Source organism: Kitasatospora sp. NPDC001095 (genome assembly GCF_053598615.1).
In genome coordinates, this window is sequence record NZ_JBSFKQ010000008.1 from 86586 (window position 1) to 100169 (window position 13584).

Here is a 13584-nt window from a genome sequence, read left to right on the forward strand (position 1 = left end):
GTCGGTTCGGCGTCCGGTGGAGAGGAAGGTAGGAACGCGACGGCCCCGCGGACGTCACACCGCGGGGCCAACTCCCGGGTGCTACCCGGGTATCAGGGGGCTCGCCCGAGCGGGCGGGCGCGGGCTACTGACCCGGTGTCACCAGGCCCGACTCGTAGGCCAGGACGACCGCCTGGGCGCGGTCGCGCAGGCCGAGCTTGGCGAGGATCCGCCCGATGTGCGTCTTGACGGTCTGCTCGGCGAGCACCAGTCCGGCGGCTATCTCCTGGTTGGACAGGCCGCGGGCGATCAGCTCCAGCACCTCGGTCTCGCGCGGGGTCAGGCCGTTGAGCCGCACCTTGGGGTCGCGGCGCTTCGCCGGGCGGGTGCGGGCGAAGTCCTCGATCAGCCGGCGGGTCACCGAGGGGGCGAGCAGCGCCTCGCCGGCGGCGACCACCCGGACCGCGGCGATCAGGTCGGCCGGCGGAGCGTCCTTGAGCAGGAAGCCGCTGGCCCCGGCGCGCAGCGCCTCGTACACGTAGTCGTCCACGTCGAAGGTGGTCAGCATCAGCACCTTGGGCCGATGGGCGCCGGGCACCTCGGGGTCGAGCAGCCGCCGGGCCGCCTCCAGGCCGTCCATGACGGGCATCCGGACGTCCATCAGCACCACGTCCGGGTGGGTGCGGCCGTTGACCTCCAGGGCCTGGGCGCCGTCCGCCGCGTCCCCCACCACGTCGATGTCGCTCTGGGCGTTGAGCAGGGCCGCGAAGCCGGCGCGCACCATGGCCTGGTCGTCGACGATGATCACGCGGATGGTCATGCGGTGGTCTCCCGGGGGGTGTCGGGGCTGTCGGGGCGGTCGAGGGGCAGGGCGGCGGCCACCTTGAAGCCGCCGTCCGGCAGCGGACCGGTGTCCAGCCTGCCACCGACCAGCCGGACGCGTTCGCGCATTCCGACCAGCCCCTGCCCGGTGCCCTCCACGGAGGCCTCCAGCGACTCGGTGTGTTGCGGCGGGGGCGCGTTGACCACCGTCACCAGCAGCGCCGGGCCGTCCGTGGTCAACGAGACCCAGGTCCGCGCGCCGGGGGCGTGTCGCACCACGTTGGCCAGCGCCTCCTGCACGATCCGGTACGCGGACAGCCCGACGGCCTGCGGCACCAGGTCCGCCAGGTCCGCCGCGTCCGGCTCCAGGGTCAGTTCGGCCGGCACCCCGGCCCGGCCCACCGTCTCGACCAGCTGGGCCAGTTGGCCGACCCCGGGCTGGGGCGCCTTGTCCCCGCCGGACTCCTCGCTGCGCAGCACGCCGAGCAGCCGGCGCATCTCGGCCAGCGACTCGCGGGCGGTGCCGGCTATCGCGGTGAACTCCTCGGCGGCCTCGTCCGGTACGCCGCCGATCCGGTACGGCGCGCTGGCCGCCTGCACCGCGATGACCGACATGTGGTGGGCCACCACGTCGTGCAACTCCCGTGCGATCCGGGCGCGTTCCTCCAGCAGCGTGCGGCGTTCGCGTTCGACCTCGCTGATCTGCTCCTGCTCGGTGAGCAGTCTGCGGGCCACGGCGCGGTCCCGGACGGCCCAGCCGAGCAGCAGCGCGGCGCCGCTGAGCGCGATCAGCAGCACGGTGGTGCCGTCGCCGGGCCGGGGCAGGCCGAGGGTGGTGGTGACCACGGTGAGCAGGACGGTGGCGACCCAGACCGAGACCAGGGTGGCCCGGCTCTCCCGCAGCGCGAGGGCGAGCAGCAGGAAGACGTACGCGATGATCATCGGAGCCGTCCACGGCCAGCTGCCCATCGCCTGGTGGTGGCGGGCGGTGATGGCGGCGGTGGCGACAAGGCTGGCGGCGCTGATCCACCAGGCGGCCAGCGGCCGGGTGACGGCGAGGAACAGCGGCGTGGTCTGGGCGACGGTCAGCGCGCCGGCCACCGGCACCGCCAGGTCGTAGAAGTCGACCAGGTTGACGATCCCGGTGGGGATCAGCGAGGCCTGCAGGATGATCACGGCGATGTACGGGAGCCGGCGCACCCAGCGCCGGCGGGAGTCCCCGAGCAGCGGGGTGTGGTCCTCGCTCGGGGTGGTCAGGTGGTGCCGCAGGGTGCGCAGTTGGCGCAGCGCGAATCCGTGGCCGTCGGCTCTGGTGGGCGTCTTCATCGGGGGCCACCCTAGGCGGCCGGGCCCGTGTCGGGCGTCGGACTGGAGCGCGAACTTCCGGGTGGTACCGGGGTATCGGGTGATACCCCGGTATGACGGGCGGGGCCCGGGCGGTGCCTACGGGTGGGTGGTTGCCACGGGTGGGTGGTGCTACGGGCGCCAGTGGCCGGCCAGGGCGGGGCCGAGCTGGTCGAAGTAGCGCTCGATCACCGCGACCATGCCCTCGGGGCCGGCCGGCTCGCGCTCGACGCTCCAGGCCAGGTGGGCCGAGCGCAGCAGGCTGGCGAAGACGGCGGCGAGCACGGCCGGGCGCAGGTCCTCGGCCGGGTCCAGGCCCTCGCGTTCGGCGAGCACCTGGATCACCACCTGCTCCTGCTCGGTGACCCGGCGCAGGTGGGCGGCGAGCAGCGGGGGCGTCTCCTCGATCATCCGCATGAGTTCGAGGGCGCTGTGGATCGAGTCGGGGCCGGAGGCCTCCGCGCTGCCGAGGTCGAGCCAGGCCTTGACGATCGCGGCGCGCAGGGCCTGGAGCGGGGTCTCCTCGGCCGGCCGGCGGCGCAGGCACTCGATGAAGTAGTCCTCGGCCACGGCCATCACGGCGAGCGCGACCTCGTCCTTGTTGGCGAAGTAGCGGAAGAAGGTGCGCTGGGAGACGTCGACGGCGGAGGCGATCTCGTCGACGGTCGTGTGGGCGAAGCCCTGCCGGAGGAAGAGCACGTGGGCGGCCTGGATCAGGGCGTCCCGGGTCTGCTGCTTCTTGCGCTCGCGCAGCCCCGGTGTGCGGGCGGGGCCCTCCGGGGCGTCGGTGGTGCGGGGGGCGTGAGCGGCCATGGCGGGGGCCTTCCGGAGCGCGGGGTGTGGCGGGTGGGAGCACAACCTTAGCGCTCTGACAAATGTCAGTGCTGGTCAGAAGTCATTGTTTGCCGTATGTCAGAGGCTGACATAATCTGCCGAGGTGGCGCCCGTCGGGCCGGGGCACCTGTGGGGACGGGTGGGCCGGGGCGCCACGACCACGTCCTGAACCGAGCCACGCCCCCGGAGGGCCCAGATGAGCCAGTCCGTCGTGAAGAACTCCGAGGCGGACGCACCGCCGCCGCCGAATCCACCGTCGGGGGGCGGCCTCAAGGGGCACCCCTGGCTGACCCTGCTGACCGTCGCGGTCGGCGTCATGATGGTCGCGCTGGACGGCACGATCGTCGCCATCGCCAACCCGGTGATCCAGGAGAAGCTGCACGCGGCGCCCTCCGAGATCCAGTGGGTCACCAGCGGCTACCTGCTGGCCCTGGCGGTCTTCCTGATCACCGCCGGCAAGATCGGTGACCGCTTCGGCCACAAGACCACCTTCCTGGTCGGCGCGGTGGGCTTCGCCGCCACCTCGGCCGCGATCGGCTTCGCCGGCAACATCCAGACCGTGATCGCCTTCCGGGTGCTCCAGGGCCTGTTCGGCGCGCTGCTCCAGCCGGCCGCGCTCGGCCTGCTGCGCGGGGCCTTCCCGGCCGAGAAGCTCAACATGGCGATCGGCATCTGGGGCGGCGTGATCGGCGCCTCCACCGCGGCCGGCCCGATCGTCGGCGGCCTGCTGGTCGAGCACGTCAACTGGGAGTCGGTGTTCTTCATCAACATCCCGGTCGGCCTGATCGCGCTGGCGCTGGGCCTGTGGATCCTCAGGGACGTCCGGGCCGAGAACGCCGCCAAGTCCTTCGACCTGCCCGGCATCGCGCTGCTCTCGGTGGGGATGTTCGCGCTGGTCTTCGGCATCATCAAGGCCCCCGAGTGGGGCTGGGGCGACACCAGGACGCTGCTGTTCCTGGGCGGCGCGGTGGTCCTGATGGTGCTGTTCGCGCTCTGGCAGGGCCGGGCGAAGGAGCCGCTGATCCCGCTCGGCCTGTTCCGCTCGGTGCCGCTGTCGGCGGGCGTGCTGCTGATGGTGCTGATGGCCTTCGCGTTCTTCGGCGCGATCTTCTTCGTGACCTTCTACCTCCAGAACGTGCACGGGATGAAGCCGGTCGAGGCCGGCGTCCACCTGCTGCCGATGACCGGCATGATGATCGTCGGCTCGCCGCTGGCCGGCATCGCGATCGGCAAGCTGGGCCCGCGCATCCCGATCGTGGCCGGCATGCTGATCACCACCACCGCGATGTACGGCATGTCCACCCTGGACACCGGCTCCGGCAACGGCGTGATGTCGCTCTGGTTCGTCCTGATGGGCCTCGGCATCAGCCCGGTCATGGTCGGCGCCACCGAGGTGATCGTCGGCAACGCCCCGCTGGAGCTCTCCGGCGTGGCCGGCGGCCTCCAGCAGGCCGCGATGCAGGTCGGCGGCAGCCTCGGCACCGCCGTGCTGGGCGCGCTGATGGCCGCGAAGGTCGGCGACGTGCTGCCGGGCAACTGGGCCAAGGCCGGCCTGCCGCCGGTCGAGGGCGCGGCGGGCGAGGGCCTCAAGCAGGCCGCCCAGCTCGGCATCGCCCCGCCGGCCCCGGCCGGCACCCCGCAGCAGGCGGTGGACGCGATGGCCGGCGCCGTCCACGAGTCCTTCGTGAGCGGCATGTCGCTCGCCTTCGCGGTGGCCGCCGTGGTGGCCTTCGGCGCCGCCGTGCTCGGCCTGCTCACCCGCCGCGGCACCACCGACGCGGGCCCGGCCGTGCACATCTGACGGGCTCCCCGACGCCGCAACGCCACGGCCCCGGACTCCTCGGAGTCCGGGGCCGTCGTGGTGCTCGCGCGGGCCCGGGGCCGCACCGGGGTGCGGGGCGGGTCCGCGGCGCACGCCGAAGGGCCGGACCCCGTGCGGGAGTCCGGCCCCTCAGTGCCTACGGGCTGATCAGGCGTCGCCGCCGGCGGCACCCGGGTCGGCCGCGGCCACGTCCAGCAGCTGGTAGCGGTCGATCGCGTCCTTCAGCGCCGAGCGGTCGATCCTGCCCTGCTTGGCGAGCTCGGTGAGCACCGCCAGGACGACCGACTGCGCGTCGATGTGGAAGAAGCGACGGGCCGCGCCACGGGTGTCGGCGAAGCCGAAGCCGTCGGCGCCCAGCGACTGGTACTGGCCCGGCACCCAGCGGGCGATCTGGTCCGGCACCGCGCGCATCCAGTCGGACACCGCGACGACCGGGCCCTCGGAGCCCTGGAGCTTCTGGGTGACGTACGGCACCCGCTGCTGCTCCTCGGGGTGCAGCAGGTTGAACTCCTCGGCCTCCACCGCGTCGCGGCGCAGCTCGTTCCAGGAGGTCGCGGACCAGACGTCGGCCTTGACGTTCCACTCCTCGGCGAGGATGCGCTGGGCCTCCAGGGCCCACGGCACGGCCACGCCGGAGGCGAGGATCTGGGCCGGGATCTGGCCGGCGGTGCCCGGCGCGTACTTGTGCAGACCCTTGAGGATGCCCTCGACGTCCACGTTCTCGGGCTCGGCCGGCATCTTGATCGGCTCGTTGTAGACGGTGAGGTAGTAGAACACGTCCTCGCCGTGCGGGTGTTCGGCGCTGGAGCCGTACATCCGGCGCAGACCGTCCTGGACGATGTGCGCGATCTCGAAGCCGTACGCCGGGTCGTAGGCCACGACGCCCGGGTTGGTCGAGGCCAGCAGGTGCGAGTGGCCGTCGGCGTGCTGCAGGCCCTCACCGGTCAGCGTGGTGCGGCCGGCGGTGGCACCCAGCACGAAGCCGCGGGCCAGCTGGTCGGCCATCTGCCAGAACTGGTCGCCGGTGCGCTGGAACCCGAACATCGAGTAGAAGACGTACACCGGGATCAGCGGCTCGCCGTGGGTGGCGTAGGACGAGCCGGCGGCGATCAGCGAGGCGGTGCAGCCCGCCTCGGAGATGCCGTCGTGGAGCATCTGGCCGGTCGGCGACTCCTTGTAGGCGAGGAGGAGGTCCCGGTCGACCGACTCGTAGGTCTGGCCGAGCGGGTTGTAGATCTTCGCCGACGGGAAGAGCGAGTCCATGCCGAAGGTGCGGTACTCGTCCGGCGCGATCGGCACGAAGCGGTTGCCGATGCCCTTGTCCCGCATGAGGTCCTTGAGCAGCCGGACGAACGCCATGGTGGTGGCGATGGTCTGGTTGCCGGAACCCTTCTTGACCGCCTTGTACGCGTCGTCGCCGGGCAGCTCCAGCTTCCGCGGGCGGACCTTGCGGGTCGGCACGTAGCCGCCGAGCTCCTCCCGGCGGTCGTGCATGTACTGGATCTCCTCCGAGTCGCGGCCCGGGTGGTAGTACGGCGGCAGGCCGTCCTCGAGCTGCTTGTCGGTGATCGGCAGGTGCAGCCGGTCGCGGAAGCGCTTCAGGTCCTCGACCGTCAGCTTCTTCATCTGGTGGGTGGCGTTGCGGCCCTCGAAGTTGGGGCCCAGCGTCCAGCCCTTGACCGTCTGGGCGAGGATGACCGTCGGCTGGCCCTTGTGCTCGCGGGCCGCCTTGAACGCCGCGTAGATCTTCTTGTGGTCATGGCCGCCGCGACCCAGGTGCTGGATCTGCTGGTCGGACATGTTCTCGACCATGGCGCGCAGGCGCAGGTCGCCGCCGAAGAAGTGCTCGCGGATGTACGCGCCGGACTCGGTGGCGTAGGTCTGGAACTGGCCGTCCACCGTGGTGTTCAGCTTGTTCACCAGGACGCCGTCGCGGTCCTGCGCGAGCAGCGGGTCCCAGCTGCGGTCCCAGATGAGCTTGATCACGTTCCAGCCGGCGCCCCGGAACTGGGACTCCAGCTCCTGGATGATCTTGCCGTTGCCGCGGACCGGGCCGTCCAGGCGCTGCAGGTTGCAGTTGACCACGAAGGTCAGGTTGTCCAGGCCCTCGCGGGCGGCCAGGGACAGCTGGCCGAGCGACTCGGGCTCGTCCATCTCGCCGTCGCCGAGGAAGGCGTAGACCTGCGAGTCGGAGGTGTCCTTGATGCCGCGGTGCTCCAGGTAGCGGTTCATCCGGGCCTGGTAGATCGCGCCGAGCGGGCCGAGGCCCATCGAGACGGTCGGGAACTCCCAGAAGTCCGGCATCAGCCGCGGGTGCGGGTAGCTGGAGAGGCCGTAAGGCGCCTTCGACTTCTCCTGGCGGAACGCGTCGAGCTGCTGCTCGGACAGTCGGTCCAGCAGGAAGGCGCGGGCGTAGATGCCGGGGGAGGCGTGGCCCTGGAAGAAGACCTGGTCGCCGGACTCGCCCTCGGCGTCCTTGCCGCGGAAGAAGTAGTTGAAGCCGACGTCGTACAGCGACGCGGAGGAGGCGAAGGTGGCGATGTGGCCACCGACGCCGATGCCCGGGCGCTGGGCCCGGGAGACCATGACGGCCGCGTTCCACCGGGTCGCGTTGAGGATCTTGCGCTCGATCTCCTCGTTGCCGGGGAAGAACGGTTCGTCCTTGGTCGCGATGGTGTTGACGTAGTCCGTGCTGCGCATCTCGGGCACGGCGACACGCTTCTCGCGGGCGCGCTCGATCAGCCGCAGCATCAGGTAACGGGCGCGCTCACGCCCCCGCTCGTCGATGGCCGCATCGAGCGACTCCAGCCATTCCGCGGTCTCCTCGGGATCGAAGTCCGGGACCTGACTCGGAAGGCCGCCAATGATGATCGGGTTGCGATCGGATCCGGAAGCCACGCTGTTCCTTCACTGTCGGTCGAAACTGAGGTGTGTCGCGCCGCCTCCATCGTGCTACCGCGCTCGGAGATCCGTCATCTCTACCGATCGGTAACCGTTCCGCCCGGTGGGCGGTCCGGTCTGGTGGTGCGCGGTGCGGGCGTCTTCGTCCGCTCCGCACACCCCCGGGTGTTACGAAAAGAGGTGGTCCGACCTGGTGTCCCGTCCGCCCGATGGCGGGCGGCCGGGGTGAGGGCCAACAGGAGACTCTACGCCCGCGCACGCGCGGACCCGAATGCCGTTCGCATCTCGGTCGTGCGTACGGCCTGTGGGCCAGGACCACCCGAAGCATCCTCGGCCCATGCAGAAAAGGGCAAATCGATGTGATTCCCGCCACGCCGCGCGGCGTGTCCCGCTGCGACACGTCAACCTTTGGAGGGGATCGGGGGTCGGGTACTTGCGCGAACCGCCGCGCCCGTGTGGACTACGGCCACAGCCTCGGCATGGATGCCGAGCCGAATACTGGAGGTTATTCCCGTGAGCGCGACCGCGGACCCCGCGGACAAGTCCAACCCGGCGACCCGTCTCGGCTTCGAAGAAGGCCAGATCATCCAGGAGCTGGGGTACGACGAAGACACTGACCAGGACCTCCGCGAGGGCATCGAGGAGCTCACCGGTACGGATCTCGTCGACGAGGACTACGACGACGTCGCCGACGCCGTCCTGCTGTGGCACCGCGACGACGACGGGGACCTCACCGACGCCCTCGTCGACGCGCTGGAGTACCTCGCTGAGGGCGGCCTGATCTGGCTGATGACGCCCAAGACCGGGCGGGACGGCCACATCGAGGCCTCCGAGATCAACGACGCGGCCAAGACCGCGGGCCTCTCCCAGACCAGCTCGATCAACATCGTCAAGGACTGGGCGGCCACCCGGCTCGCCACCAAGTCCACGGCGAAGGGCGGCAAGCGCTGAGCGGGCTCTGAAGCCCCGCGCCGGGCCCCGCCGGAGGAACCCCTCCGGCGGGGCCCGGTGCATTCCCCGGCGCCGCACCCCCTGGGGTGGCGTTCCCTGGCGCCGCCTCCCCGACGCACCCGGACGGCCCCGCCGCCCCGTTCGCGCACGGCGAACGGACCGGGGCCGCGACCGGCCGCCTCATCCGTTCGGTCGAACCGCCGTAAACGAATGCGAGGATGTGGCCTGCCGCGCCCGCCGCGCGGCGCGGTCGCGTCAGAAAGGTCCCGTCCATGGCCATCGAGGTCGACACCCCGGCTCCGGACTTCCAGCTCAACAACCAGCACGGGGAGACCGTCCGGCTCTCCGACTTCCGCGGCCGCAAGAACGTCGTCCTGGTCTTCTACCCGTTCGCCTTCACCGGCGTCTGCACCGGCGAGCTGGGCGCGATCCAGCGGGAGCTGGCGGGCCTGCAGAACGACACCGTGCAGGTGCTCGGCGTCTCCTGCGACTCGCAGTTCTCCCAGCGGGTCTTCGCCGACCGGGAGGGGCTGGAGTTCCCGCTCCTGGCCGACTTCTGGCCGCACGGCGAGGTCACCCGCGCGTACGGCGTCCTCGACGAGGAGCGGGGCTGCCCGCTGCGCGGCACCTTCGTGATCGACACCGAGGGCACGGTGCGCTGGAGCGTCGTCAACGGCCTCCCGGACGCCCGGGACGAGCAGGAGTACCTGAAGGTCCTCGCGGCGCTCTGAGGCCCCCGCCCAGCGCCCCGACGGCGCCGCGCTCGCTCCCGCGGCACCCGCCGGCCGGGTGTCGTCGGGCCGTGTCCGGCCTGATCAGGGGTGCGGACGGGAACCCCGTACTACGCTCGGGCCGTTGGCGGGGTGGGGTGCGGGAGCCGATGAGCCTCCCGACGCCCCGGACCGCACCACCGGGGGCACCACTGGACGTGCCTCCCGATTCTTGGAGGACTAGTGGGAGTCAGCCTCAGCAAGGGCGGCAACGTCTCGCTCACCAAGGAGGCACCGGGCCTCACGGCCGTGGTCGTCGGCCTGGGCTGGGACGTCAGGACCACCACCGGTGCGGACTTCGACCTGGACGCCAGCGCCCTGCTGTGCAACGCCCAGGGCAAGGTCGCCTCGGACGGCAACTTCGTGTTCTTCAACAACCTGAAGAGCCCGGACGGCTCGGTCGAGCACACCGGTGACAACCTGACCGGCGAGGGGGAGGGCGACGACGAGGCGATCAAGGTCAACCTGGCCGGCGTGCCGGTGGACGTGGAGAAGATCGTCTTCCCGGTCTCGATCTACGACGCCGAGACCCGCGGCCAGAACTTCGGCCAGGTGCGCAACGCGTTCATCCGCGTGGTGAACCAGGCCGACAACTCGGAGCTGGCCCGCTACGACCTCTCCGAGGACGCCTCCACCGAGACCGCGATGGTCTTCGGCGAGCTGTACCGCAACGGCAGCGAGTGGAAGTTCCGTGCCATCGGCCAGGGCTACGCCTCCGGCCTGCGCGGCATCGCGCAGGACTTCGGGGTCAACGTCTGAGCCTTCGGGCACACCCTGCGGCGCGGGTCCCGCGCCGTTCCGCCGGGGCGGCCCCGGACCTCCGCGGTCCGGGGCCGCCCCGGTTCCGTCCGCCCCGGTGCCGCGGTGGTCCGTCGCGCTGCGAGGATGGGAGTTCAGGAAGTTCAGCCGACCGGAGCCGGTCGGCCGGGGCCGCGGGGGATTACACCTGGAAGGCGCCCCGGGAGAAGCAAGGGAGGAAGAACGTCATGGTGGTCACGCTCGCCAAGGGTGGCAACGTCTCGCTCACCAAGGCCGCGCCGAACCTGACGCAGGTTCAGATCGGCCTCGGCTGGTCCGCCCGTTCGACCACGGGCGCCCCGTTCGACCTCGACGCGAGCGCCCTGATCTGTGGTGGCGGGCGGGTGCTCGGCGACGAGTACTTCGTCTTCTACAACAACCTCAAGAGCCCCGAGGGCTCGGTGGAGCACCAGGGCGACAACCTCACCGGCGGCGACGACACGGGTGACGACGAGGTGGTCCTGGTCAACCTGGACCTCGTCCCGGCCCAGGCCGACAAGGTGATCTTCGCGGTCTCGATCTACGAGGCCGAGGCGCGGCTCCAGAACTTCGGTCAGGTGCGCAACGCCTACATCCGGGTCGTCAACTCGGTCGACGGCCAGGAGATCGCCCGCTACGACCTGTCCGAGGACGCGTCCAGCGAGACTGCGATGATCTTCGGCGAGCTGTACCGCTACGCGGGCGAGTGGAAGTTCCGCGCGGTGGGCCAGGGGTACGCCTCCGGCCTGCGCGGCATCGCGCTCGACTTCGGCGTGAACGTACAGTAAGGGCGAAAATCGGACTTATCTCACCCGACCCGATCATGAGAACAAAGGGCAGTGCGGGGGTGACCTGACCGGGCCCGGCCCGGTCAGGGCGTCTCGGGACGAGGCCGCCCCCGGCACGGCCAGAACCCGAAAGGTAGCCAACTCCCGTGTTCCTCCGCACATTCGGCTGGTCGTTCGCGATCACCGCCATCGGCCTGGTCGCGGCCGGACTGCTCTGGGGAGCCCAAGGCTTCGGCATCGTGCTGATCCTCTCCATCCTGGAGATCTCCCTGTCGTTCGACAACGCGGTGGTCAACGCCACGGTGTTGAAGCGGATGAACCCGTACTGGCAGAAGATCTTCCTGACCGTCGGTGTCCTCATCGCGGTCTTCGGCATGCGCCTGGTCTTCCCGCTGCTGGTCGTCGGCCTCACCGCGAAGCTCAGCCCCGCGACGGTCATCGACCTCGCGCTGCACTCCGACAAGACCCACGAGGGCCTCACCTACGCCCAGTACCTGGAGGCGGCCAACCCGGCCATCGCGGCCTTCGGCGGCGTCTTCCTGCTGATGATCTTCCTCGACTTCATCTTCGAGGAGAAGGACTACAACTGGCTGGCCTGGATCGAGCGGCCGCTGGAGAAGGTCGGCAAGCTGGAGGCCTTCTCCAGCGTCGTCGCCCTGGTCGCCCTGCTGCTGGCCTCCAACTTCTTCGCCGAGGAGCACGCGGAGACCGTCCTGCTCGCCGGTGTCCTCGGCCTGGTCACCTACCTCGCCGTCAACGGCCTCTCCTCGATCTTCGAGTCGGGCCTGGAGGCCGAGGAGGAGCGCGAGGAGGCGGCGGAGAAGGCCGGCAAGTCGATCGTCCAGGTCGGCGGCAAGGCGGCGTTCTTCCTCTTCCTCTACCTGGAGGTCCTGGACGCCTCGTTCTCCTTCGACGGCGTGGTCGGCGCGTTCGCCATCTCCAGCGACATCTTCCAGATCACCCTGGGCCTCGGCATCGGCGCGATGTACATCCGCTCGCTGACCGTCTTCCTGGTCCGCAAGGGCACCCTGGACGACTACGTCTACCTGGAGCACGGCGCGCACTACGCGATCGGTGCGCTGGCGGCGATCCTGCTGGTCGGGATCAAGTACCACATCCCGGAGATCGTCACCGGCCTGATCGGCGTCGCCTTCATCGGGCTGGCGCTCGGCTCGTCGATCCTGCGCAACCGGCGCGAGGGCGCGGACGAGGAACCGGAACTGGTCGGCAGCGGCAACAAGTAACCGCCGTCCGACGACCGGCACGCGAAACGGCCGCCTCCGGGGTTTCCCGGGGGCGGCCGTTCGTCGTGTGTCCCTGGTCGTTCCTGGGGGGTGCGGGGCCCGTTCCTGTGGGGTGCGGGGCCCGTCAGCCGAGCTGCTGCTCGATCGCGCGCAGCTTGCGCTCCAGCGAGTCCAGCTTCGGCATCGACAGGGTGTCGTCGTCGGCCGTCAGGTCGACGGTCGAGCCGCTGCGGGACGACCCGGTGCCCGAGACCGAGGAGGACGTGTAGGAGGAGGACGCGTACGAGGAGGACGTGTACGAGGAGCCGACGGCGGCGCGCGGCCGTCGGCCGGAGTCCAGGGTGGCCGGCTCGAGCGGGTCGGTGGACTGCTTCGAGGCCGAGTACGAGGAGGCCGAGGTCGAGGTGGTGGCGTCGGTTCCCGCGGCTAGGGCAGGCTCCGTAGCGCTCGGGCCGTCTCCGGCAGCCGTGAGGGCGGGAACCTGGCGGCCGCCGCGGGCCCGGGCGAGCATGCCGGTCTGGCGGGAGATGGCCTTCAGCTCGGCCCGCTCACGGCGGTCGGCGGTACGGGCGCGGGCCTTGGCGTCCAGCTTCGCCTGGCGCTCCTCGCGCACCTCGTCGACCGCCTCGTCCAGGCTGCGGACGTTCTCCAGCAGCATTAGCGACCAGGCCGCGTAGGTCTCGCGCGGGGCGCGCAGCCAGCGGACGATGCGGATCTGCGGCAGCGGGCGCGGCACCAGGCCCTGCTCGCGCAGCGCGGCCTTGCGGGTCTGCTTCAGCGCCCGGTCGAACAGGATCGCCGCCGAGATCGACATGCCGGAGAAGAACTGCGGGGCACCGTCGTGCGACACGCCGCGCGGGGCGTGCACCCAGTTGAACCAGGCCGAGGCGATCGCGAACACCCAGACCAGCAGGCGGGAGCCGAGCGCGGCGTCACCGTGGCTGGCCTCGCGGACGGCGAGCACCGAGCAGAACATCGCGGCGCCGTCCAGGCCGAACGGGACGAGGTACTCCCAGCCGCCGGACAGACCCAGGTTCTCCTTGCCGAAGCCGACCAGGCCGTGGAAGGACAGCGCGGCGGCGACACCGGCACAGCAGAAGAGCAGCGTGTACGAGGAGATGCCGTAGATCATCTCCTTGCGACGGCGGCGCTCCTCGCTGCGCTCCCAGGAGTCGCCGGACTCGTCCTTCTTCGAGTTCTTGAAGCGCAGCGTCGCCACCAGGACGGCGACGAACAGCAGGGCTGCGCCGCCGACGACGGTCCAGACCAGCTGTATGGAGGTCAGGTTCATTGCGGGTCGGGCCTCGGGTTTCCGCAGGGGACAGGATCACAGTGCGACACAGGCGGTCAGG

At 70.9% G+C, this 13584-nt stretch carries 11 protein-coding genes; 6 read left to right on the top strand and 5 right to left on the bottom strand.

Going from position 1 to position 13584, the window contains the following annotated elements; all coding sequences use genetic code 11:
• Positions 1–124: 124 nt before the first annotated feature.
• The 3 genes from ACWDBB_RS10295 to ACWDBB_RS10305 all read right to left on the bottom strand — a co-directional run bounded on the left by ACWDBB_RS10295 (position 125) and on the right by ACWDBB_RS10305 (position 2958).
• The gene (locus ACWDBB_RS10295; protein WP_402409630.1) at positions 125–799 is read right to left on the bottom strand and encodes a response regulator; all 675 of its coding nucleotides are present in this window, start codon (positions 797–799) and stop codon (positions 125–127) included.
• Complete coding sequence (locus ACWDBB_RS10300) at positions 796–2127, bottom strand: sensor histidine kinase (RefSeq protein WP_449789161.1); 1332 nt, start codon at positions 2125–2127, stop codon at positions 796–798. Before ACWDBB_RS10300 ends, ACWDBB_RS10295 begins: the two co-directional genes overlap by 4 nt.
• Positions 2128–2277: 150 nt before the next feature.
• On the bottom strand, positions 2278–2958 hold the full coding sequence (locus ACWDBB_RS10305; protein WP_449789162.1) for a TetR family transcriptional regulator: 681 nt from the start codon (positions 2956–2958) through the stop codon (positions 2278–2280).
• 232 nt (positions 2959–3190) lie between these two features.
• Between ACWDBB_RS10305 and ACWDBB_RS10310 the strand changes: the two genes are divergently transcribed.
• Positions 3191–4780, top strand: coding sequence for an MFS transporter (locus ACWDBB_RS10310; protein ID WP_449789264.1), 1590 nt, complete (start codon positions 3191–3193; stop codon positions 4778–4780).
• A 168-nt stretch (positions 4781–4948) separates the two neighbouring features.
• On the opposite strand, the gene aceE is transcribed toward ACWDBB_RS10310, so the two are convergent.
• Positions 4949–7699, bottom strand: a complete 2751-nt coding sequence (gene aceE / locus ACWDBB_RS10315; RefSeq protein ID WP_449789163.1) for a pyruvate dehydrogenase (acetyl-transferring), homodimeric type — start codon at positions 7697–7699, stop codon at positions 4949–4951.
• A gap of 516 nt (positions 7700–8215) precedes the next feature.
• Here aceE and ACWDBB_RS10320 point away from each other — a divergent pair.
• The 5 genes from ACWDBB_RS10320 to ACWDBB_RS10340 all read left to right on the top strand — a co-directional run bounded on the left by ACWDBB_RS10320 (position 8216) and on the right by ACWDBB_RS10340 (position 12232).
• Positions 8216–8653, top strand: coding sequence for a DUF3052 domain-containing protein (locus tag ACWDBB_RS10320; RefSeq protein ID WP_402409620.1), 438 nt, complete (start codon positions 8216–8218; stop codon positions 8651–8653).
• Positions 8654–8925: 272 nt separating this feature from the next.
• On the top strand, positions 8926–9384 hold the full coding sequence (locus ACWDBB_RS10325) for a peroxiredoxin (RefSeq protein ID WP_449789164.1): 459 nt from the start codon (positions 8926–8928) through the stop codon (positions 9382–9384).
• A gap of 222 nt (positions 9385–9606) precedes the next feature.
• A complete protein-coding gene (locus ACWDBB_RS10330) occupies positions 9607–10182 on the top strand; it encodes a TerD family protein (RefSeq protein ID WP_392869701.1) in 576 nt (191 codons plus the stop codon).
• Positions 10183–10409: 227 nt separating this feature from the next.
• Entirely contained in the window at positions 10410–10988 is a 579-nt protein-coding gene (locus ACWDBB_RS10335; protein ID WP_403059902.1) for a TerD family protein, read from the top strand.
• A 146-nt stretch (positions 10989–11134) separates the two neighbouring features.
• The gene (locus tag ACWDBB_RS10340) at positions 11135–12232 is read left to right on the top strand and encodes a DUF475 domain-containing protein (protein ID WP_449789165.1); all 1098 of its coding nucleotides are present in this window, start codon (positions 11135–11137) and stop codon (positions 12230–12232) included.
• A gap of 124 nt (positions 12233–12356) precedes the next feature.
• Here the strand turns inward: ACWDBB_RS10340 and ACWDBB_RS10345 are convergent, their stop codons facing one another.
• Positions 12357–13523, bottom strand: a complete 1167-nt coding sequence (locus ACWDBB_RS10345) for a DUF2637 domain-containing protein (RefSeq protein ID WP_449789166.1) — start codon at positions 13521–13523, stop codon at positions 12357–12359.
• Positions 13524–13584: the final 61 nt, after the last annotated feature.